The sequence below is a fragment of the Pseudomonas sp. B21128 genome, from assembly GCF_044218865.1.
In the GTDB taxonomy this organism is placed as follows: domain Bacteria; phylum Pseudomonadota; class Gammaproteobacteria; order Pseudomonadales; family Pseudomonadaceae; genus Aquipseudomonas; species Aquipseudomonas iridis.
Map to the genome: position 1 here is coordinate 4,248,257 of NZ_CP162590.1, position 19,570 is coordinate 4,267,826.

Here is a 19,570-nt window from a genome sequence, read left to right on the forward strand (position 1 = left end):
TGATGGTCTTCATCAAGTTGTCGGAGCTAGGCAGCCTGACGCGTGCGTCACTGGCGCTCGAAATCACCAACTCTACGATCAGCCGCCAGCTGGCACAACTCGAAACCCAGTGTGGCGGAAAACAGTTTCGATGCTCAGCAAAAAGCGCGCGGCGATTCATGAGAACCTTCAGCTCGGCTTGGTAATTTCAGCCGCAGTCAACGCTTGCGCTCCGGCCAGTGGCATATCCAATGATGTAAGCGACTTCCCTATCGCCAATTCTCCAAAGGAATCTGCCGTGTCGATGTAGCGCATAGCGGACTTCATGTCCTTCCAGCCGACGTACGTCATCAGCGCTTTGATATCCCACCCATTCGCCGCTGCCCAGGTGGCGAAACCGCGACGCAGCGAGTGGCTGGTGTACAGATCGGCAGACACACCCGCGCGATTAAAAATTCGTCTCAGCAGCGGAATCAGGCTGTTGGCATTCAAGCCGTCCTCCGCCAGATGCCCCCAACGATTGAGCTTTCTGAAGACCGGTCCCCGTGCGAGGCCGGCGACCGTAATCCAGTTGATGTAGGCCTGAGCAGGGCAGAGCTTTTTCAGGGCGGGTGTGCGGAACGTCGTGCCGAGGTGCTGGCGATCCCCCTTACTGTGCGGAAGGTAAAAGGTAATGCCCACGCCGGCCTGCGCTTGGGTGTGCTCAACCTGCAAGCGCGATAGCTCATCCCCGCGAAAGCCGCGCCAGAATCCGATCAACACCAAGGCCAGGTCTCGCCGGCTGCGCAGCAGGGCGGAAAGGTCCTGGCGGGCGGCCGCTTGCTCCGCGTCGCGCTCCAGCCATCGTACGGCTTGCTCCAGATCCTGCAGGAGCAGGGGAGCGGCTTGTTTTTCCTGGGCGGGATGCAAGGCACGGATACCCTTGATCATCTGCCGCACCGCCGGTGTTTTGGTCGGATCGGGAAAGCCTTGGGTGATGTGCCACTGGGCGAGGGCGGCTAGGCGTTGTTTGAGAGTACTGATGGCGTGCTGGTCGGCGAACTCGGCCAGGTAGCGCACGATGCCATCGCCCGTCGCCGGCAGAAATCCGCCCCAGGTCACTTCGAAGTGTTCCACCGCCGCACGGTAGCTGCGCCGAGTGTTCTCCCGCGTGCCGGCCTGCAGGTAACGATCCGCCTTGTTCATCTCGACCCTTCCGTGCCAAACGTACTTTTTCGCATATTGAAAAAAGCGAAAAACGCCTCTTTGATGCGATAACGCTCGATTATTTTATCAAAGAATCACTCTTATATTGTTCTTTTTTATAGCAGTAAAGTGCTATGTATATACGTGGTATGTAAAACAGTACGAAATCGTAGGAGAGGCAAATGGCACGCGGCGGAATTAACAAGGCCGATTGTCCAACAAGCCCGGGAATCGCTGCTTGCTCGGGGAGAGAACCCGAGCATCGACGCCGTGCGCATTGAACTTGGAAAAACCGGCTCAAAGACGACTATTCACCGTTATTTGAAGGAAATAGAAGATTTTGACCCTCGGCCTCGGGCCTCTAGAGAGCGGCTGAGTGATGAATTGACCGAGCTTGTTGCCGGCCTTTTAGAGCGAATGACGGAGGAAGGAGGCGAAGCTCTCGCGTACGCCCAGGCGCGTTTCGACGAGCAGCGGAGCGCGCTGGAACAAAAGCTCGACGGCTTGAGTGCCGATCTCACCTCATTGCAGCGTGAAGTGGATAGTCAGAAAGAAGCGTTAGCGCTTCAAGCGGATGAGTTGCAGATTTGTCAGACAAGCCTGCAAGACGAACTCACTCGCAATGCCCGCCTGAGCCAAAATTGCAGTGACTTAGAAATTCGTGTGCAGGAAAAGGATGAGCAGATCCGCTCTCTCGAAGAAAAGCACCTCCACTCTCGAGATGCATTGGAGCATTACCGCAATGCGGTCAAGGAACAGCGAGACCAGGAACAGCAACGGCACGAAGGGCAGGTGCAGCAAGTTCAGGTTGAGCTGCGCCAACTCCAGCAAACGTTGATGATCAAGCAGGACGAACTGACTCGACTCACCGGCTGGAGTGCATCTATGACGAGATCCTCGTTGATGAGGTGCAAGACCTCAGCAGTTACGACTGGGAAATCCTCGACGTCCTGCTTCACTCATCGATCGACGTCCGAATGGTCGGCGATATTCGCCAATCAGTATTGGCCACAAACCCACGTGGTTCGAAGAACCGAAAGTACGCATATACCGAGGCCATTCATTGGTTCAGGGAGCGTGAGAAAAAAGGCCTCTTGGAAATTACTGAAAGGGTAACCACGTGGCGCTGTCATCCAGGAGTCGCCGCATTCTCCGACACCATTTTTGACGCCAGCTGGTTGTTCCCCACGACAGAGTCACTGAATGAAACTAGGACCGAACACGACGGGGTGTTTCTCGTACAGAAAAAGCACGTCGATAGTTACATCGCCCAATTTCATCCGCAATGCCTGCGTAATACGGCGAGCTCGGGCAAGGATTACGACCTGGAATTTCTGAATTTCAAGGTCTCAAAGGGCGCTACCTATGAGCGCGTTCTGATCGTTCCTACCGCTCCGATACTCAATTTTCTCCAGAAGAAAGTTTCGTTGGAACCAGGGCCAGCAGCTGCTTTTTACGTTGCGGTGACCCGTGCACAGCAGAGCGTAGCGATCGTTGCAGAGAAAGCGGGGGTTTCAAAACTGCCGTATTGGAGCCCTTGAACCCGTGGTGTCCCGATCGACCTCGTCGAGCCGAGCCGAGCCTAGTTTGCTGGTTTTAGCGAAATCCTAACCTCTGTCCTTGATCCCGAGCCCCTTAACTGACTTGGCACGATTCTGATCCAGCGAGTTGTAATAGGTGTTCTGAGTTGTCGACATACTCTCGTGGCGTAAGTCAGCTTGGAGATCTTTGATATCACGAAATGGCGCGTCAAATGTAGCCGCCGTGTGACGCAACCAATGTAGGGATGCCGACCGAAGCTTGTCCATCTCTAAGTCAGTTTGACCCTCGTCCTTCATGCGCTGAAGTGATTTATCGAACACCATCTGAATGAGGGCACGAATGTAACGATCTGACAGGCCAGCTCGACCTCTGACCGTTGTGACTAATGGAGTACTCTCCTTGTAAGACGGCAAGGGGGGAAGGGAGAGGGTGGTCCGATAACGCTTCAAGTAGGCTTCAATGTATTCGTCTCGCACGCTAATTTTCGCGGCCTTGTTGCCCTTACCGACAACGTTGAACCACCAGTTTTCACCGTCGTACTCGAACGAACCCATTGTAGGCTTCCAGTTGTCCCGACCGACGAGATCAGAGATTCGGAGGTAGAGAGAGAAGAGGGTGGCCACAATGAATAGCGTACGCTCGTGCCTAGGATCCTCTGCAGCCATGACTTCTGCGGTCTCGATTACATAATTCCACTGGAGCGGAGTCAGCGCCTTACCAGAGCCGATCACCGTGTTGCGCTGCTTAAAGTTGGATTTTTGTTTGACGGACCTAATAGGATTGGCGTCAGCGGTCAGGCCTTCGTCGATTGTGTACTGAAAAAAACTGCCACAAACAGCAAACATTTGACCCATCGAGCCAGCAGACATTTTGTAGGCTGTTTCATCTACATCTTTACAGTTCTCCGCAGCGACCTTGCGAATTTGCTTATCGATTTTGACGTTAAAGGGCCGCCATTTGTCGTTGATGATGTAGGTGTCAGTTTCAGCAGCCTTACGACCTCCCACCCGGGTAAATCTCGATTTGACGACAGGACCAATCCACTCAGGACGAGGCTGTAAGCAAAACTCCAGGAAGCTCTCACAATCATGGCGTTTGAGTTCGAGAAGCGGCTTCTTGGCGATCAGAAGAGACCACAGCAGCAGACGTTCAACGTGGGTGCGGTAGGAATTGAACGTGGCTTCATTGTTTGAGTAGGATTTTAGAAATCCGCGTACCGCCAGGTAACCATCCTGAGCCTTCAACTCTGACGGAAAGGAGAACAGGTACTGAGAGACAAGAGGCAGTTCATCAATCACACGACTAAAATTCAGGTTTCGAAAACGGTTGTACGCTTCAAATAAAGGAATTGGAGTTGTAGCCATGTAAGCACCAAATAAGAGACGGAACAACGTGCCTCGATGATAGGCAGCGTTCGGCAGCCCTGCAATAACCGAGTCTGCGCGTTATCGGATATTACATTTGTATCGAACCTTAGAGGTAGGGTCAGTTGACGTAGGACTATCAACACCGGGTCCAGACCTATAATGGTTTTTGAACGCTGACAGAACAGCTACCTTCAACAGTGGCTGGGCGCGATACAAAGCCCCGCTCAAATTCGGCTTCACACTCTTCGATTCCCTTTAGATCTCATCAAAGGCCAGCAATGTCCCAGAAATTTTTTTACCGCCGCCGGACGCTGGCTGCACGGCTCACAAAGCTGATAACGCAGGTGGCAGTGGGCAGTGCTGCTGCGTCGGGTGTCTTCCTGACAGCGCCACGTCGAACCGGGAAGTCCACTTTCGCCCGCGAAGATTTGAGGCCTGCCTTGGAAGAGGCGGGAGCCATTGTGTTGTATGTCGATCTTTGGAAGGACCCGACAACAGAGCCGGGAGCTGTCATAGTCGAGGCTGTCCGAGAAGCTATCGGACGTGACGAGAAACTCATGAACCGATTGGCGATAGCTCCCGGGCTGGAATCAGTAAGTGTCGGTCGCGTGAATTTCAACGTGAACAAAATTGGGCTCGGGAAAGAAATCGGCCTGACCAAGGCATTTGAAGCGCTGTCCGATGAGGTGAAAAAACTCATTGTTCTGATAATCGACGAAACCCAACAGGCGATCACGACAGACGAAGGCGTCGCAGCGCTCTTTGCGCTAAAGGCGGCGAGAGACGAACTTAACAGCTCCAAACATTATGGTCTTCGCATCGTTTGCATCGGATCAAACCAAAACAAGCTTGCCATGCTTCGCAATAGCAGCGATGAGGCGTTTTTTGGAGCCCCAATGGTGCAGCTCCCACTGCTGGATAAAGAGTTCGTTGACTGGTATTGCAAGTGGCTTGACCTTCCAAATAATCTCGACCCTTCAGACGTATTCCAGTTGTTTCAAGAGAGTGGTTATCGCCCCGAAATTATCAGCGCTGCCGCAGACGGTATCCGTTTGGATCCCACCGTCGATCCTAAAGCTATCCTGGTGCGTTTTGCTGAGCTTGTCCGAGCGCAAGTGGAAGCGCTCAATGCGAACCTTAAGATGGTGATTCATAGCCTCACACCGATCCAGTCTGCCGTCATACGTGTGATGGGTGCGAAGGGTGAGAGTTTCGCACCCTACGAATCCTCGACGATGGAGCTGTATGCCAAAGCGATAGAGAGCACTGGCGTAGCACCAAGCGAGCCGATAATTGAAGTAGAGGATGTGCAGCTAGCGCTCATGGCACTACAGGAAAAAAAGCTGGTCTGGAAAACTTCACGTGGTGTCTATACGATCGAAGAACAGATAGTAGTTGACATGCTACGCGACGACGGTCTGTTGGAGAGACTGGCTTGAACCTCATCAATAGTGGTTCCTGCGTTAAAGCATGGTAGGTGAGTGCACCCTTGTATGGTCACAACACGGTTGGCCTTCGCAAACTAATCCTTCAATAGTGTTCAGGCGCTGGAGTTCAGTCTATTAGTCACCATTTTGCGGCTATTTAGTTTGTAGAGCTAGCGTGGCGTTTTACTTCTCGTAATCGAGACAGCTAAATCGTTGTGGCCGTGGAATTGGTGAGTTGCCACGTAGAACCGCTTTGATATGTTCCGCTGCGAGCTCAAGGCTTTCACCATCTGCTGCGTACACCGCATCGACAAGCCTGCCCCTGGCTCGACGCTTGATCATCAATATCTCGTCAAAGCTAGCTTCTCCTGAACGCTTGTTGCGATTACTCATTTGGTGCCTCACTCGCGTATGACTACAGCCTGAGCTGATGGGATGTCAGAGGGCTCCAGCTTGAAAGAGAGCGCAGTGCGTTCTCTCCTGGACTTCGCTCACCGTACACAAGATTCCGGTGGTTTCATTTGTTTTGGAGTTGACGTACTTTGAAGATAGCGCCGAAATCTCGCAAACGCGATCACTTCAATCGTAATACCGGAGTTTCGTGTACGGTCATTTCCTATCAACGTCAACCCATGCAGGAGGTCTGAACGATGACCGATAAGCCCGTTGGATATCGCCCCTATAGCCAATTTGAAGATGGGTATGAGGATCTTCCACTCGATTCAAACGAGATCGAGGTGCGCCTGGCTATCGCTGACTATGTGATTCGCCGAGTTGCTGGTACACCTACGGGTGAAAGCATTTTCAAGGGATTGCTAGGGCAATTTGAGAACCGCTATCCTCACCATAAATTGCTCGCTCTTTATTTGACTAGCCCGGAATCATTGGTGCCGGAAGACGGGGGCAGCGAGCCAGATGCGGAGGTTAATGACGGCGAGGCCCTCCAATCACTCAATAAACTCAATAAACTGGATCACAAATTACGGGAACGTTTGCTCCATTGTCATCCGGATCAAGAACCGTGTGGCCCACTCGCACGATTGAGTTTTGATTTCACTGAACGAGAATCACGTCGTCGAAAAAAGTGACGGTCTTTGAGTGCTCGAAGGTAATGCCGACCTAAATCCTCGAGTCGCATATCGAATCCGCGAACAAGATCTCCGTCAGGTTTTGTACTACGCATCGGTGCTTTACAGCAAAAAGGAGCAAAGAATGAGCGCTAAAGTCGATAGCAATATCGCAGCTAATGCCCGAGCCAAACTTGAGCGTCTGCAAAAGTCGTCCAAGTATCGTAGTTATTTTAACGTCGATGCTATTGATGCTTTTAGCAAGGTAGAAGGTACCGCCTTCGCTGGCATGCCCTTGACGCGCACCAAGGATTTGGGCGATCCATCGCCGCGTGACTGATTACCGACGATTTGAAGAATCAGGCATCGCTGCGTACAAGATTTTGAGTCGTAAACCGCATCAGAGTGCTTCTGAGCTGAAAGGGCTAGGCAAGCCCCCCGACTGAGGCAGAGACTGCAAACAGAAAATCAGTCATGCCTATCCGTCTTGTGGGTGAACAATACCTTAACATTAGTTAAATCTATCTCTGTGCTGATTTCCAACTGCGAATACGACCGGCCTGCAACTGTCAAAATCGGTATTCTTTGGCCACCTTCATCGATAGCTTCGCTCGCCTCAAGAACCGTCTCCATGCACCACTGACCAGTTTTGTTGACAAAACCAGGGGTCACATACTGGATTGACTGGACCCGAAAGGAATCATGCTGCTGCTCCAGGATATCTTTAAGTGAATCAAATGAAGAGACCATGAGCATCTCACCCACGAATTCCTTCCCTTCACGTACCTCGGCTTGCAGATAAAACCATGGACACATTACCGTCTGTCGAACGTAAGGGCGAGCAAGAAAATCGTTGTTAAATAGGCCGGAAAAGATCATTGATTGCCCATGCTCTTGGTTCATGACAAGCCTCTCCGCGTCGCAAATGCACAATATATGTTGTAGTCATATATTGTGCAATGAAGCTTTATCGTTCCTTTTGTGAGGTCGCAAAATGGAACTGAGAAAAGCATTTGGGGCATCGCTGAGGCAGGTTCGCCTTCAGAAAGGCCTTACGCAGGAGGATTTTGCGCTTGTCAGTAGCCGAACCAATGTCAGCTTGCTCGAGCGAGGTGGCACCAGTCCTACGCTTGATAAGCTCGAGGAGCTTTGCAGCGCTCTCGGCATCCATCCGGTCAGCTTAGTGGCGGCATGCTATATGCGGAAAGAAAACACTGGGGATATCAGGAGATTTTTATCCCACGTGGAGGATGAGCTACAACTCATTGGAATGTCATCGACAATGGAGAAGGAGGGCAGGAGTAACATCTGATTCTTTATGTTCGTAGAACGCTTGGAATTAACTCAACTAAATAGCCGTTTAGTCGAATTATCAATGAGTTAGCGGCATACATTAGTGTGACCGCTGCTTTCGCGAAGTTGCGGTACAAAAAAGGAAGTCGATGATCGTTTCGCCTGCTTGCGCCGAATTTGAAGTACAAATCTGTAGCAGAGGATGGGCACAGCAAGTGTTCCTCTCGAACAGCCGCAGTTCTGCATGAGAATTACGTAAAGTTTTGGGTTCGTCATGATGAACAATGCCATTCACCAGGCCTTCCTGCTTACATAGGATTGGCTCGAGGCTCGACACCTAATGCCTGAAACTCGAGGAATCGGAGATCAGCGCGCCAAGCGCAAGGTATGTACTGGCACACCTTGCGCACCTGCATGTAAATCAGCCAGCGATTGGAGCCGCCTGAAATCTACGCACCAACTCCATGTTGAACGCTGTAGATTTCATAGCGTGACGTGCTTGAAGACGGGGTTGTGACGTGAAAAATGCCATGCTTGATTTACACGACAACTTCACATTTTTCCCATGATGACTTCTGAAAACTGCCGAGGTGGAAACACCTAGCAGAGAAGCTAAGCTTAGAAGTATCGGCTCAGGGCTGATTTTTGAGGAGCGAAGCACGACTTTGTCGTTTCGCATTTAAATAACTTTTCACGTTAAATTTCCAAAATGCTCTGAATCCCTAGCGCGTAGCGATCGATAAGGCAATGATCTTTAAAAGTTTTTCAGTTTCAAATGCCTTTTCCATTTTTAAGTAATCTCGACATGATCACCAGAGCCCCTCACGTCCGTATAGGACGCTTCGCATAATGTATATTATGTTAAATCATATATCATGTTGGAAATGCTTCATCGACGACAAGCTGCCGGTACCCGGAAGTGAAGATCGAAATTTCAGAGAAGTAAAAATCTGAATTTATGACCGAACACGAGATCTCTGGGCTTCAAGCGCTGCGTGCGCTGATTCGCGGGGAAATCCCCGCCTCTTCTATCGGCCAGACGATGGGCCTGACCGCCGTCATGGTCAGCCCTGGAAGAATTACGCTGGAGGCTCGACCTGACGATCGTCATCTGAACCCGGCAGGTGGCGTGCATGGCGGTTTTGCCGCAACGTGCCTCGATGGCGCTGCGGCGCTGGCGTTATTCTCAACGCTGGAAACGTCCACTCCCCATTCAACGATCGACCTCAACGTCAAATACGTGCGGCCGCTACGCGCCGGCCAGATCTACTGTGTCGAAGGATGGGTCGTTGAGCGTACACGGAGCCTGGCGATTTGCGATGCTCAAGTGGTCGATGATGCAGGCAAGCTTTTCGCCAAGGCCACCACCACGTTTGTCGTAACTGAGGGCTGATCCGATGAAAGTACTGAATGTTCAAAGTGCGGGCCGATTGGCCTGGATCGAGGCTCCGTCACCGAAGCTTTCCAGCGCCCACAGCGCGCTGGTCCGCCCTATAGCTTCCGCTTCCTGTGACCTGGACCGTCGACTGATTGCCGGTAGTACCCCCTTCAAACCGCCCTTTGCTTTAGGCCACGAATGTGTCGCCGAGGTGTTGAAAGTGGGTGAGGCCGTGCTGACCGTCCGCCGCGGCGATCTCGTTTCCGTGCCGTGGAAGATCGCGTGTGGGACGTGCCCGCAGTGCCTTGCCGGGCGTGCCACCGCATGCACCACAGTACCGCGCCACGCTGCCTACGGTGTGCCGGCAGGCGGCCATTGGGGCGGACTTTTTTCGGAAGTGGTCGACGTGCCATTTGCCGACGCGATGCTTGTCCCTTTGCCCGCAGGGCTCAACCCGCTGGCGGTGGCAAGCGCCAGTGACAACCTGACAGATGCCTGGGTCGCCACCAGTCGCCCAATCAGCACCCGGCCGGACGCCCGAGTTCTTGTGGTGGGTGGCACCGAAAGCCTCGGCGTGCTCGCTGTACAGATGGCCGTCGCCGCTGGAGCGGGCAGCGTCGATTATCTGGACGACAACGAATATCGTCGGGATCTCGCTCTGCGTAGCGGTGCCAACGTCGAACTGCCGACGGTACTTGACGAGCGTTACGACGTTGTCGTGTCCGCCACCCGTGATCATGAGTCGCTGCACCGTGGGCTGCTGGCACTGGCGCCGGGCGGACATTGCTCGTGCATAGGAATCATCTTCGACGATCCGAAGATCCCCCTTTTCGGCATGTACTTGCGCGACGTCACGCTTTCGGTGGGGCTCTGCAATGTACGCCCACACATTCCCAAGGTGTTTGACCTCGTCAGTAGCGGGCGCTGCGATCCATTGATGGTAAGCCCCACCGTGGTCTCGCCCGATGAGGCAACCGAAGCATTACTTGACCCACTCGCCAAGTGCATCATGGTGCGAGAGCGCATTACCTGATTTCAGTTCAGATTGTCTGCCAGTGTCGTCATGACGGACGTCCAGGCCTCTTGCCCTTCGACCCCTACAGTGCGAAAGGCTTGATCCAGAGTCTGTCTCTCCAATTCAGTGGCGGTCTGTTCCACCGCCCTACCCCCTTCCGTGAGCGCCAGCTGCTTGAAACGATGGCGTTCCGGGGAGCGGCTGAAACACACCAGATCCTGGTCGATCAAGTGCTTGAGAGGTCGATGTAACGCTTGCTTGCTGATGCCTAATGTCATCGCCAGATCACCGACGTTGATCTCATCTGCCCGGGCGATGATGTAGAGAACACGGTGATGCACGCGAGACAGGTCGCGCGTCGCCAGAAACTGATCGGCCTTGATGGTCAGCCCGCGAAATCCGAAATGCAGTAACTCAAGCGCATGATCGAGTGGATGCAGCGACTGCATGCTGACCGATGCTATGTTTATCTTTTTTTCAATGACCATGTGCACGGATTCCCTGAGCTCCGGCGCAGCCTAAACCGTAGTGGATACTCAGGGCAACTGCGACGCCGGTCCCATGCGTGCCATTTGCACAAGATTGGAATGGGGGAAAAAAGGAGCGTTTACGATGCAGGTGTTAGATAACCGGAGAAAGACCACCGTCAATACGTAAATTGACCCCGGTTATGTACCCGGCAACCGGGCTTGCCAGAAACGCGACGGCGGCCGCGATCTCGTCAAGACGACCGACTCTGCCGAGAGGAACCTGAGCAAACATCGGCAGGACCGCTCGCTCGACTTCTTCCCATGGCGCGTCTTTACTCGCCAAGCCACGTTCCTCGGCGACCTCACGAAACCGAGCATCAAGGGTGGCACTGTGTATCGTGCCGGGAGAGATGGCGTTGACCGTTATCCCCTCTGCGGCGACAGCTTTCGCCATGGAAGCGGTCATTGCGTTCAAAGCGGCTTTGGCCGCGGAATAGTCAGGCGCAGTGGGTGGCGGCATCGTTGCAGCCAGACTGGAGATGTTGATGACTCGTCCCCATCGCGCTTCCTGCATGCTGGGCAGTAGGCGCGTGGTAACACGTAGGGCTGCGAGAACATTTCGATCGTAGGCAGCTGCCCAGGTATCGGGCTGTGTGAGGCTCCAGGAGTCTTTCGTGCCCCCTGAGCCGCCGGCATTATTGACCACAATGTCGATAGGACCCGCGAGCTTTTCCGCGGTGTCGACAAGTTGCCGGACTTGGTCATCTTCCGTCAGATCACCCACGACCACAAAGGCACTGCCGCCCAGCTTAATAATGTCCTTGGCTACTCGTTCTGCCTGAGTTCTATCGCGACCGTGAACGATGACGACTGCATTCTCAAGCGCGAGCTTTCTGGCGATCGCTTCGCCAATGCCTTTGCTGCTACCGGTGACCAACGCTTTCTTGCCACCTAATTGCAAGTCCATGTACCCACCTCCTCTTCACGTATTGTCAACGTCGCAAGGTAAATAGAGATGATGGATGAAACCAGTACGCACTTTTATGTGCCTATCAGTCAGGAACAACGTGAGATTTGTCTTGGGCCTGAGGGATCGACCTGGCACGTGGCTCGGGTGATCAGAATGATCCAGAGTCGATGGAAACTACCGATTCTGTTCAGGCTCTACGCGGACCCATCGATTCGCACACTGCAATTGAAGCGCGACCTGCCAGGCGTCTCGCAGAAGATGCTGACGGCCCATCTTCGCGAACTGGCCAGAGACGGCTTGATCGAGCGAATCGATTTCGGTGAAAAGCCTCTGCGTGTCGAGTATCAGATGTCACCAATGGGACGCCAGCTTCTTCCTGTTCTGATTGCAGCGCGCAGATTTTCGACAAGCCATCCACCCGAGGCGGAAGATTCGTCAGAGGAGATTTGAACATCCGGGCTTAGGCGGGATCGGCGGAAGTGGCCACACAGCTGTTTTGAACGAGCGTTCTCAACGTTTTTTTTCAACCAATGCCGGGTTACCAGCGTCGAAGGTTTATTCGATGCGCTGGAAAACTGGACGCTGATCGAGGGGGCTCGCGGTTGCCTCTTTCTGAGGGCCTATAGCGAAACTGGCGGAAACATAGCCGATGTAGCGCAAGCCGTTTCCGCCTATAGAACGCAACTGCGTGAACTGATCGAGAATGTCGTCACCCATCAAATCGGCGCCGCCGATGATGATCTCGTAGAGCAGATTCTTGTGCTGTTCGAAGTCGCGACTTCGACCTCTACTTATCGTGGCCCCAGCGCCATATCCACGGCGCGCTATAGCTGCTGTGATAATGGATCGGACTGATCGAAAGGAATAAAGCTTCCCGTGTATTCGCCATCAGACGGAACAAGCGCCCATGAATGTATTGACTGTTTTTTTGCACCCATTCACAGACAAAACCCAGCCGCGGCCACGAATGCCTTCCACGAACCTTTTCTGGAGGCCCGCCAACACATCGAGATGGCGCGCATAACAGAATCCCGCCATGCGCCCTTTCTATTATTGCTTGATAACCAACCTGTCGATGAGCGGGAGAGTAATCATGCCAAACATCTCGGGATCGCCGTATGCGCGAGCCGAGAGCATCGCACCATGAACGGTCGCCATAAATGCCTCTGCCTCGGAGCGAGGATCGCCGGACAGCATGAAAATACCTTGCTTGGCCCCCCGGTCAAGGACGGAAGTGAGCCATGCGGAAAGCGCTAGAAAGTGGGTTCGCACTTCTACCACCACCTCTTTCGGTAACACTGGAATCTGAGTCGCCAATAATGCGCAGACGCAGTAACTCTTTGTTGCATCGCCTATGCAGGATTGCCAATAGCCCATATAGGCGCGCAGTTGGTCTTCGGGGGCTGGACAATGGCGCTCAATTTCGCCAATCCCAGCTTCTGCTTCCTCTCGATACCGCATAACAAGCGTTCGTACAAGATCCACCTTGGTAGGAAAGTGGTGGTGAATACTCGCTTTGCGAATACCCACAAACTCGGATATATCCGCATAACTGAAGCCGTTGTACCCACCTGCGATAATGAGCGAGCGGGTACAGTTGAGAATTTCGTAAAAGGTGTTGGAGTAGTTTGTCATGGCCGGACCCTACCTTCTGGTAGGCTGAGAGTCAAGTATGTCGATTTTTGTCAAATGGGCAAGCCCGAGAGATGACACATCAGTGGCCAGACATCCATGCGCACGAGGCCCAAGGGCAGGCCAAATTTTTCGGATAGTTTGGGTATTAGGCATTGAAACTAAGCCTACCATCTAGTAGGTTTATTTAGTCATATTGTTGTCTGACCAGCAGCGCTTTGCGTTGGCATAGAGCTGACTTACTGAAGGATACTCAATGGTGGATAACATTTTGCCAGCGCTTGCAATTTTCGCGGCTGCCGCGAGCATCACTCCCGGCCCGAACAACATCATGGTGATGGCTTCGGGTGCTAACTTCGGCCTTGTCCGCTCATTGCCTCATCTTTGTGGGATTTCGGCCGGAGTCTTTGCAATTATTTGCCTGATGGGGCTGGGACTGATGGCTGTCTTTGACGCCCTTCCCGTGCTGCAAACGGTTATGCGGGCCGTATCTGCACTTTATCTTTTATGGTTGGCCTGGAAGATCGCCATCGCCGTGCCACCTGAGGCAAAAGCAAGAGGCCCCGAACCACTTACCTTTTTCCAGTCGGCAACCTTTCAGGCGGTCAATCCCAAGATCTGGGCCACCGGTTTTTCGGCCATTACACTTTTTGCTGCCGATCGATTGCTGGCCTCGGTGATCCTGGTTGCAATTGCGTTCGCGGTCATCGGGTTGGCCTCGAATGCAATTTGGACAGGGCTGGGGACCGCGCTGCGGCATTGGCTGTCAGGCGGAAGGCTCAGGGCATTCAACATCGCGATGGCATTACTTCTCGTTAGCTCCCTGTATCCCGTGTTGTTTCCTTAACCACTTGCCCCAAAGAGAACATTTTATGGATACGCCCGATATCACCGATCAACTTTCATCCTTTCGACAGACCATTGACAATATCGACGCCGCGCTCATCCATATGCTTGCAGAACGTTTTCGCTGCACTGATCAGGTGGGCGTATTGAAAGCTGAACACCATTTGCCTGCAGTGGATAAGAAGAGGGAACAGCATCAATACGATCGCCTGACGGAACTTGCAGAGCATGCCCGTCTGGATCCTGTTTTTGTCGAGAAATTGATGCAGTTTGTCATTAGTGAGGTAGTGCAGCGACACAAGAAAATAGCCACGGAGCATAGCGCCGCAGCGCAGCCATACTCTGACGGCAAATACCTTTAACACCACTTTTTGGGGTCCTGAATTCATAGAATAAGCGCAACGCTTGAAACGAGAGGCAGAGAGCCAGCCACCGGTAGAATCCAGGCTCTCACACCGAAGGATTCAAGCGCAGATGACTACGCATTACCGGCAGCTGACTCAGGGACAACGTTACCAGATTGAGGCTGGCTTGAGCGCCGCAGAGAGCCAGGCGAGCATTGCAAAGCGGGTCGGCGTGCATCCCTCGACGATCAGTCGCGAGGTTCGCCGCAACAGCACCCAGAATATCTACAAGGCTGTTTCTGCGGCCCATGAAAGTGATGCTCGTCGAGCGGGTGCGCGCAAGTTTTGCAAGCCGGCGACATGGCTCAGCCATCATCTCCCGGTGTGGCTCAAGCATGGCATGAGTCCGGAGCAGATCGCCCAGCGGTTGAAGCAGGAGCAGCCAAGCCGGGCGGTCAGCCATGAGTGGATTTATCGGTTCATTGCCGCCGAACAGCGCGCCGGTGGTGAGCTTTATACCTATCTGCGACATCGCCGAAAGCGCTACCGGAAACGCTATGGAAGCCACGATCGGCGCGGGCAGCTGCGTAATCGCGTGTCAATCAGTGAACGCCCAGCCGAGGTCGAAAGCCGCGAGCGCCTGGGGGACTGGGAGGGCGATACGGTACATGGACTGGGCGGTAACCTGGTGACCCTGGTTGATCGCAAAAGCGGCTATCTGAGCGCCTATCCGGTCAAGCGCAGAACGCGCCGGCAGGTAACGCGGGCGATCAATCTGATGCTTCAGGGCCATGCCGCTCACACGCTGACGCTGGATAACGGAAGGGAGTTTGCCGGGCATGAACGCATCGCGCTACGGAGCCAGTGCCAGGTCTTTTTTGCAGACCCCTATTCATCCTGGCAACGTGGCACCAATGAAAACACCAACGGTCTGCTCCGCCAGTATTTCCCCAAGGGCAGCGACTTCAGCAAGCTGACCGTCGAAGCCGTCAATCGGACAGTAGCGAGGATCAATCTACGCCCGCGCAAGCGCTTGGGCTGGAAGACGCCGTACGAAGTGCATACAGGGGTGAGCGTTGCACTTATGTGTTGAATTCAGGGGTCATATACAACCCCATACACGGCACCCTCAAACTCTTTGGAAACGTGCAATGTCACTCTCAGTTTTAGCGAAAGAGGCTTAGTCATTGGTCTGAGTTTAACCTCAGAAGCCAGTTCATCCGACTTTACAGGGTCTACATGGGGCGGGGATGCCCAGAGGGGCCAATAATGCTTGGCGCATTTCCTCCCCGAGTGGATGGCGCTCTGGCATCTGGGTTTGGTTACATAACCGTTTATATTTTGGATTCCACGACCATGACTAATCGTCAGATCATCGTTCCAGACGGCATGAAATTGCTCTGCGAGCATGCTGGTTACGCGCCAGCTGTAAAGGTAGGAAAAACGCTCTACTGCGCTGGCCAGGTAGGCCGGACGCCGGAATTATCAGTTATCGAAGATCCTGAGCAGCAATTTTTGGCGGCGTGGGAGAATCTACGGCTCGTCTTGGCAGCCGGTGGCTGCGAATTTGAGGATGTGGTCGAAATGACGACTTATCACGTCGATATGCAACGCCACATGCCAATTTTTAGACAAGTGAAGGATGAAGTCTTTCCTAGGAGTACTTGCGCATGGACATGCATAGGTGTGGGTGAACTGGCTCGACCGGGGCTCCTGGTGGAGATCAAATGCATCGCCGTGCAGCGATAATTTTTCAGATAGGCACGTGAAAATGTAAATCTTAGATGCCTGTCCGTCTATGCGGCAGTAGATCTGAAGTCTCATCACTCAGCAGAACTAAGCAAGGAGTTGACCAAGACAGCTGCAACTCAATATTCGTTGGTCGAGCGCTTTAATCGATAGTCCCAACGCGCTGAGCCACCGGCGTTGTCATTGCCTGGGCCGCCAAAATAAACGCACTGTTTTCTAGTTCGCGCCCTCTTCCTCGCCAACTAATTAAGGGCCTTCTCAGGCCCTTTTGTACTCAAACCAAAATCGCTTGCTCAGCCAGGACTCAACGGTGTCGGAATCGTATTTGGCTTTCCACTCTTTCAGAATATTGTGTTCACCCTTCGCTTCAACGACTTCGCCGGACTCTGGATTTTTACAGTCGGCACTTGGCTAGGCTTGCGAGTACCCATTATTTACTTTGCGACGATGATGCGTTGTAGCGCCAGCTGATAAAGAATGGCATCCATGAAGGAAAACGACAGCATTTCAGCCGCTCAATACGGCCTTGAGTAACGGATCATTCAGATACGCCACATTCAATCTCGTCCATGGATTTATGCGCGACTGTTCCGGTGAGAAAATGTGTCCAGGGGCGATCATGAAACCCTTTGGAAGCAGTTGTCGCGTCAGCTCTCTGGCATCGTCAATGTGAGGAAACCTGACCCACAGATAAAGACTTTGCTCTGGACGAACAAATACCTCGGCCCCTATCTCATCCAGCATCTGCAAACCTGCCGTTGTAGCAGCTTTCAGCCGTTCTTGAAGACGGATCGAATGACGCAGGAAATGCCCCTCCGTCAGAATGACATCAACGGTTCGCTCACAAAGCTCCGACGTGCTGGTGTGCAGCAGCATTTTCAGATCACCCAGTTCATCTATGACGTCTTTGCTGCCTGCGATGAACCCGACCCTCAATGCCGCAGAAACAGATTTGGAAAAGCTGCCCACGTACAGAGAGCGTTTCAACTGATCCAGCGCAGACACCTTGATTGCTGATGCCGGTTTGAAATCTGCTAAAGCGTCGTCGTCCACCAAGATGAAGTTGTGCTCTTCCGCTAACTGAACCAACCGATGAGCTTTGCTGGGTGAAATATCGGAGCCCGTCGGGTTGTGCCCGACAGACTGAATAAAAAATAATTTTGGCTTGTACAAGAGAAGATACTGCTCCAGCACTTCCATGTCCGGCCCATCCGGCAATCTGGGCACGGATAGCATCCGTGCGCCTTGCAGTTGCAGCTTGCCGAACAATGGGTAATAGCCTGGATCCTCGACACAAACGTAATCGCCTGGGGCAATGAAACGGCGGATTATCAAATCCAGTGCGTGATTGGCCCCATGGGTGGTTACGATTTGTCGAGCACTGGCAGTAATCGAATAGCTAGCCAGTTTTTGCACCAGGTGTTGACGAAGCGCCGCATTCCCCAGCCGATTGCCGTATCGGAAAAGCGTCGTTACACCGATTCGCATGATCTGCCGTGTGAACTTGTCCAACCGCAAATCCATCAACCATTCCACTGGCGGAAAACCTTCACCGAGTGGCGAGTGACCAGGCTCACGGACAAACTGCTGACGCATGAGCCAGATGGTGTCCATCGCCCGAGTGAACGGCAGCGGCTCTTCCGGTTCGCTGCTACTCGGGGCTCCCTGTTTAACGTAGAAGCCCTGCCCATGACGCGCTTCAACGAGTCCTTGGGAGGCGAGCGATTCGTAAGCGTTGATCACTGTATTTTTCGAATGACCAAACAAGCGCATGCACTCGCGCAGGGATGGCAGACGGTCTCCCACTCGGTACGTGCCGTTGCCGATCTGCTCGACCAATGATGCCGTCAGTTGCTGGGCAAGTGTCAGCCGCGCCATCGTATGGAGTCCTGAATGAATTAATCATAGAGGGTACAGCTTAGGTACTGTCCGTCCAAACTGTACCTTTTTTACTAAGACACATGCGAATAGGGTAACTGCAACTCAAAAACAATAACTGCACCAGGACTCCTCCCATGAGTATCGACTCCCGCCTCCCGATGTTCCGCAGCATGTCGCCCGCCGAGCGTCTGGGTCACTTGCAAGAGCTACTTGAGCTTCCAGAGGATGATGTTGCTCTGCTACGCGATGCCGGCGCCCTACCTCTGGAAATAGCTGATGGCATGATCGAGAACGTCATCGGCAAATTTGAATTGCCATACGCCGTCGCGAGCAACTTCCAAATAAATGGTCGCGACGTAATTGTGCCGTTGGTCGTTGAGGAGCCTTCGGTAGTCGCGGCAGCATCGTTCATGGCGAAACTGGCACGCGAGGCTGGTGGTTTCCAGACCTCCAGCTCTCTGCCGCTGATGCGGGCCCAAGTTCAGATCGTCGAAATCGAAGATCCCTTCAATGCACGTCTGAGTCTTATGCGCCGCAAAGACGAAATCATCGAACTCGCTAACCGCAAGGATCAACTACTTAACAAGTTAGGTGGGGGTTGTCGCGACATTGAAGTACATACCTTCGCCCAGAGCCCACGTGGGCCGATGCTGGTAGCCCACCTTATCGTGGACGTGCGGGATGCCATGGGTGCCAACACCGTGAACACCATGGCTGAAGCGGTGGCCCCGTTGATGGAAGAGATTACTGGCGGCAAGGTACGACTGCGCATCCTGTCCAACTTGGCCGACCTGCGTCTTGCCCGAGCCCAGATCCGCATTGCTCCTGAGCTGCTCACGACCGCAGCTTTCAAAGGCGAAGACGTCATTGAAGGGATCCTCGATGCTTACAACTTTGCCGTCGTCGACCCCTATCGTGCAGCCACTCACAACAAGGGCATCATGAATGGAATCGACCCTCTTATTGTCGCCACAGGTAACGACTGGCGCGCGGTGGAAGCAGGTGCACACGCCTACGCCTGTCGCAACGGACATTACGGTTCGCTGACCACGTGGGAAAAAGATGGCAAGGGCCATCTGGTGGGCACACTGGAAATGCCCATGCCTGTCGGACTGGTTGGCGGCGCTACCAAGACTCACCCACTGGCACAATTATCGCTACGCATCTTGGGTGTGAGGACAGCGCAGGAACTCGCCGAAATCGCGGTGGCAGTCGGTCTAGCACAAAACCTCGGCGCGCTACGCGCATTGTCTACTGAAGGAATACAACGCGGCCACATGGCTTTGCATGCGCGCAACATTGCTCTTTCCGCTGGCGCCAAAGGTGAAGAGGTCAACTGGCTGGTCAAGCAGATGGTTGAGGCTCGTGATGTACGCTCAGACAAAGCGGCTGAACTACTTAAGCAAAAGCGTGCGCAGTACTGAT

Annotated in this window: 23 protein-coding genes and 2 pseudogenes; 15 read left to right on the plus strand and 10 right to left on the minus strand. The window is 53.3% G+C overall.

Going from position 1 to position 19,570, the window contains the following annotated elements; genetic code table 11:
• Positions 1-2: 2 nt before the first annotated feature.
• Complete coding sequence (locus AB4P91_RS18945; protein ID WP_395604979.1) at positions 3-185, plus strand: LysR family transcriptional regulator; 183 nt, start codon at positions 3-5, stop codon at positions 183-185.
• Here AB4P91_RS18945 and AB4P91_RS18950 read toward each other — a convergent pair.
• Positions 169-1,164, minus strand: a complete 996-nt coding sequence (locus AB4P91_RS18950; protein ID WP_313005296.1) for a site-specific integrase — start codon at positions 1,162-1,164, stop codon at positions 169-171. The two genes, AB4P91_RS18945 and AB4P91_RS18950, sit on opposite strands and share 17 nt — an antisense overlap.
• A 270-nt stretch (positions 1,165-1,434) precedes the next feature.
• Here AB4P91_RS18950 and AB4P91_RS18955 point away from each other — a divergent pair.
• Positions 1,435-1,641: pseudogene (locus AB4P91_RS18955) on the plus strand (DNA-binding protein); the annotation flags it as partial.
• Positions 1,642-2,258: 617 nt separating this feature from the next.
• The gene (locus AB4P91_RS18960) at positions 2,259-2,705 is read left to right on the plus strand and encodes a hypothetical protein (protein WP_395605012.1); all 447 of its coding nucleotides are present in this window, start codon (positions 2,259-2,261) and stop codon (positions 2,703-2,705) included.
• Positions 2,706-2,771: 66 nt separating this feature from the next.
• Here the strand turns inward: AB4P91_RS18960 and AB4P91_RS18965 are convergent, their stop codons facing one another.
• Complete coding sequence (locus tag AB4P91_RS18965; RefSeq protein WP_313005318.1) at positions 2,772-4,070, minus strand: site-specific integrase; 1,299 nt, start codon at positions 4,068-4,070, stop codon at positions 2,772-2,774.
• A 281-nt stretch (positions 4,071-4,351) separates the two neighbouring features.
• On the opposite strand from AB4P91_RS18965, the gene AB4P91_RS18970 reads away from it, so the two are divergent.
• Entirely contained in the window at positions 4,352-5,512 is a 1,161-nt protein-coding gene (locus AB4P91_RS18970) for an ATP-binding protein (RefSeq protein WP_313005321.1), read from the plus strand.
• A gap of 171 nt (positions 5,513-5,683) precedes the next feature.
• On the opposite strand, the gene AB4P91_RS18975 is transcribed toward AB4P91_RS18970, so the two are convergent.
• Positions 5,684-5,893 carry a hypothetical protein gene (locus tag AB4P91_RS18975; RefSeq protein WP_313005322.1) on the minus strand — a complete coding sequence of 70 codons (210 nt, stop codon included), beginning with the start codon at positions 5,891-5,893 and terminating at the stop codon, positions 5,684-5,686.
• A gap of 257 nt (positions 5,894-6,150) precedes the next feature.
• Here AB4P91_RS18975 and AB4P91_RS18980 point away from each other — a divergent pair, with 257 nt between their 5' ends.
• Together AB4P91_RS18980 and AB4P91_RS18985 are read left to right on the plus strand one after the other, a co-directional pair.
• The gene (locus AB4P91_RS18980) at positions 6,151-6,588 is read left to right on the plus strand and encodes a hypothetical protein (protein ID WP_395603404.1); all 438 of its coding nucleotides are present in this window, start codon (positions 6,151-6,153) and stop codon (positions 6,586-6,588) included.
• Positions 6,589-6,712: 124 nt separating this feature from the next.
• Positions 6,713-6,907, plus strand: a complete 195-nt coding sequence (locus tag AB4P91_RS18985; protein ID WP_313005326.1) for a hypothetical protein — start codon at positions 6,713-6,715, stop codon at positions 6,905-6,907.
• A 128-nt stretch (positions 6,908-7,035) separates the two neighbouring features.
• Here the strand turns inward: AB4P91_RS18985 and AB4P91_RS18990 are convergent, their stop codons facing one another.
• Positions 7,036-7,470, minus strand: coding sequence for a hypothetical protein (locus tag AB4P91_RS18990; protein WP_313005328.1), 435 nt, complete (start codon positions 7,468-7,470; stop codon positions 7,036-7,038).
• Between the two features lie 91 nt (positions 7,471-7,561).
• Between AB4P91_RS18990 and AB4P91_RS18995 the strand changes: the two genes are divergently transcribed.
• From AB4P91_RS18995 to AB4P91_RS19005, 3 genes are all read left to right on the plus strand, one after another.
• Positions 7,562-7,879, plus strand: a complete 318-nt coding sequence (locus AB4P91_RS18995; RefSeq protein ID WP_313005330.1) for a helix-turn-helix transcriptional regulator — start codon at positions 7,562-7,564, stop codon at positions 7,877-7,879.
• Between the two features lie 939 nt (positions 7,880-8,818).
• Entirely contained in the window at positions 8,819-9,253 is a 435-nt protein-coding gene (locus AB4P91_RS19000; RefSeq protein ID WP_210705672.1) for a PaaI family thioesterase, read from the plus strand.
• Positions 9,254-9,257: 4 nt separating this feature from the next.
• Positions 9,258-10,271, plus strand: a complete 1,014-nt coding sequence (locus tag AB4P91_RS19005; RefSeq protein WP_210705675.1) for a zinc-binding dehydrogenase — start codon at positions 9,258-9,260, stop codon at positions 10,269-10,271.
• A 2-nt stretch (positions 10,272-10,273) separates the two neighbouring features.
• Here the strand turns inward: AB4P91_RS19005 and AB4P91_RS19010 are convergent, their stop codons facing one another.
• Positions 10,274-10,741 (minus strand): MarR family winged helix-turn-helix transcriptional regulator, encoded by a 468-nt coding sequence (locus AB4P91_RS19010; RefSeq protein ID WP_210705677.1) that lies wholly within the window; start codon positions 10,739-10,741, stop codon positions 10,274-10,276.
• Between the two features lie 133 nt (positions 10,742-10,874).
• Positions 10,875-11,690 carry an SDR family NAD(P)-dependent oxidoreductase gene (locus AB4P91_RS19015; RefSeq protein WP_395603405.1) on the minus strand — a complete coding sequence of 272 codons (816 nt, stop codon included), beginning with the start codon at positions 11,688-11,690 and terminating at the stop codon, positions 10,875-10,877.
• Between the two features lie 48 nt (positions 11,691-11,738).
• On the opposite strand from AB4P91_RS19015, the gene AB4P91_RS19020 reads away from it, so the two are divergent.
• Complete coding sequence (locus AB4P91_RS19020) at positions 11,739-12,143, plus strand: helix-turn-helix domain-containing protein (protein WP_210705679.1); 405 nt, start codon at positions 11,739-11,741, stop codon at positions 12,141-12,143.
• 105 nt (positions 12,144-12,248) lie between these two features.
• Here the strand turns inward: AB4P91_RS19020 and AB4P91_RS19025 are convergent, their stop codons facing one another.
• Positions 12,249-12,410 (minus strand): hypothetical protein, encoded by a 162-nt coding sequence (locus AB4P91_RS19025; RefSeq protein WP_395603406.1) that lies wholly within the window; start codon positions 12,408-12,410, stop codon positions 12,249-12,251.
• 333 nt (positions 12,411-12,743) lie between these two features.
• Entirely contained in the window at positions 12,744-13,328 is a 585-nt protein-coding gene (locus AB4P91_RS19030; protein ID WP_210705681.1) for a TetR/AcrR family transcriptional regulator, read from the minus strand.
• A 253-nt stretch (positions 13,329-13,581) separates the two neighbouring features.
• Here AB4P91_RS19030 and AB4P91_RS19035 point away from each other — a divergent pair, with 253 nt between their 5' ends.
• The 4 genes from AB4P91_RS19035 to AB4P91_RS19050 all read left to right on the plus strand — a co-directional run bounded on the left by AB4P91_RS19035 (position 13,582) and on the right by AB4P91_RS19050 (position 16,264).
• Positions 13,582-14,172 carry a LysE family translocator gene (locus tag AB4P91_RS19035; RefSeq protein WP_210703485.1) on the plus strand — a complete coding sequence of 197 codons (591 nt, stop codon included), beginning with the start codon at positions 13,582-13,584 and terminating at the stop codon, positions 14,170-14,172.
• A gap of 25 nt (positions 14,173-14,197) precedes the next feature.
• On the plus strand, positions 14,198-14,533 hold the full coding sequence (locus AB4P91_RS19040) for a chorismate mutase (RefSeq protein WP_210703486.1): 336 nt from the start codon (positions 14,198-14,200) through the stop codon (positions 14,531-14,533).
• Positions 14,534-14,645: 112 nt separating this feature from the next.
• On the plus strand, positions 14,646-15,608 hold the full coding sequence (locus tag AB4P91_RS19045) for an IS30-like element ISPpu17 family transposase (protein WP_004577240.1): 963 nt from the start codon (positions 14,646-14,648) through the stop codon (positions 15,606-15,608).
• A gap of 263 nt (positions 15,609-15,871) precedes the next feature.
• On the plus strand, positions 15,872-16,264 hold the full coding sequence (locus AB4P91_RS19050) for a RidA family protein (protein ID WP_210703487.1): 393 nt from the start codon (positions 15,872-15,874) through the stop codon (positions 16,262-16,264).
• Positions 16,265-16,522: 258 nt separating this feature from the next.
• Here the strand turns inward: AB4P91_RS19050 and AB4P91_RS19055 are convergent.
• Positions 16,523-16,615, minus strand: a pseudogene (locus tag AB4P91_RS19055) (hypothetical protein); the annotation flags it as partial.
• Between the two features lie 156 nt (positions 16,616-16,771).
• Entirely contained in the window at positions 16,772-18,142 is a 1,371-nt protein-coding gene (locus AB4P91_RS19060; protein ID WP_210703488.1) for a PLP-dependent aminotransferase family protein, read from the minus strand.
• Positions 18,143-18,279: 137 nt separating this feature from the next.
• Between AB4P91_RS19060 and AB4P91_RS19065 the strand changes: the two genes are divergently transcribed.
• Positions 18,280-19,569, plus strand: a complete 1,290-nt coding sequence (locus AB4P91_RS19065; RefSeq protein WP_395603407.1) for a hydroxymethylglutaryl-CoA reductase, degradative — start codon at positions 18,280-18,282, stop codon at positions 19,567-19,569.
• The last annotated feature ends 1 nt before the right edge of the window (position 19,570 follow it).

What these genes read in the sequence shown, in the direction of transcription:
- AB4P91_RS19040 (WP_210703486.1), top strand. Translation starts at nt 14,198, where the DNA reads ATGGATACGCCCGATATCACCGATCAACTTTCATCCTTTCGACAGACC.
- AB4P91_RS18980 (WP_395603404.1), top strand. Translation starts at nt 6,151, where the DNA reads ATGACCGATAAGCCCGTTGGATATCGCCCCTATAGCCAATTTGAAGAT.
- AB4P91_RS19065 (WP_395603407.1), top strand. Translation starts at nt 18,280, where the DNA reads ATGAGTATCGACTCCCGCCTCCCGATGTTCCGCAGCATGTCGCCCGCC.
- AB4P91_RS19010 (WP_210705677.1), bottom strand. Translation starts at nt 10,741, where the DNA reads ATGGTCATTGAAAAAAAGATAAACATAGCATCGGTCAGCATGCAGTCG.
- AB4P91_RS19020 (WP_210705679.1), top strand. Translation starts at nt 11,739, where the DNA reads ATGATGGATGAAACCAGTACGCACTTTTATGTGCCTATCAGTCAGGAA.
- AB4P91_RS19005 (WP_210705675.1), top strand. Translation starts at nt 9,258, where the DNA reads ATGAAAGTACTGAATGTTCAAAGTGCGGGCCGATTGGCCTGGATCGAG.
- AB4P91_RS18945 (WP_395604979.1), top strand. Translation starts at nt 3, where the DNA reads ATGGTCTTCATCAAGTTGTCGGAGCTAGGCAGCCTGACGCGTGCGTCA.
- AB4P91_RS18985 (WP_313005326.1), top strand. Translation starts at nt 6,713, where the DNA reads ATGAGCGCTAAAGTCGATAGCAATATCGCAGCTAATGCCCGAGCCAAA.
- AB4P91_RS19035 (WP_210703485.1), top strand. Translation starts at nt 13,582, where the DNA reads ATGGTGGATAACATTTTGCCAGCGCTTGCAATTTTCGCGGCTGCCGCG.
- AB4P91_RS19050 (WP_210703487.1), top strand. Translation starts at nt 15,872, where the DNA reads ATGACTAATCGTCAGATCATCGTTCCAGACGGCATGAAATTGCTCTGC.
- AB4P91_RS18975 (WP_313005322.1), bottom strand. Translation starts at nt 5,893, where the DNA reads ATGAGTAATCGCAACAAGCGTTCAGGAGAAGCTAGCTTTGACGAGATA.
- AB4P91_RS18995 (WP_313005330.1), top strand. Translation starts at nt 7,562, where the DNA reads ATGGAACTGAGAAAAGCATTTGGGGCATCGCTGAGGCAGGTTCGCCTT.
- AB4P91_RS18965 (WP_313005318.1), bottom strand. Translation starts at nt 4,070, where the DNA reads ATGGCTACAACTCCAATTCCTTTATTTGAAGCGTACAACCGTTTTCGA.
- AB4P91_RS18950 (WP_313005296.1), bottom strand. Translation starts at nt 1,164, where the DNA reads ATGAACAAGGCGGATCGTTACCTGCAGGCCGGCACGCGGGAGAACACT.
- AB4P91_RS19060 (WP_210703488.1), bottom strand. Translation starts at nt 18,142, where the DNA reads ATGGCGCGGCTGACACTTGCCCAGCAACTGACGGCATCATTGGTCGAG.
- AB4P91_RS19025 (WP_395603406.1), bottom strand. Translation starts at nt 12,410, where the DNA reads ATGGGTGACGACATTCTCGATCAGTTCACGCAGTTGCGTTCTATAGGC.
- AB4P91_RS19030 (WP_210705681.1), bottom strand. Translation starts at nt 13,328, where the DNA reads ATGACAAACTACTCCAACACCTTTTACGAAATTCTCAACTGTACCCGC.
- AB4P91_RS19015 (WP_395603405.1), bottom strand. Translation starts at nt 11,690, where the DNA reads ATGGACTTGCAATTAGGTGGCAAGAAAGCGTTGGTCACCGGTAGCAGC.
- AB4P91_RS18970 (WP_313005321.1), top strand. Translation starts at nt 4,352, where the DNA reads ATGTCCCAGAAATTTTTTTACCGCCGCCGGACGCTGGCTGCACGGCTC.
- AB4P91_RS19000 (WP_210705672.1), top strand. Translation starts at nt 8,819, where the DNA reads ATGACCGAACACGAGATCTCTGGGCTTCAAGCGCTGCGTGCGCTGATT.
- AB4P91_RS18990 (WP_313005328.1), bottom strand. Translation starts at nt 7,470, where the DNA reads ATGAACCAAGAGCATGGGCAATCAATGATCTTTTCCGGCCTATTTAAC.
- AB4P91_RS19045 (WP_004577240.1), top strand. Translation starts at nt 14,646, where the DNA reads ATGACTACGCATTACCGGCAGCTGACTCAGGGACAACGTTACCAGATT.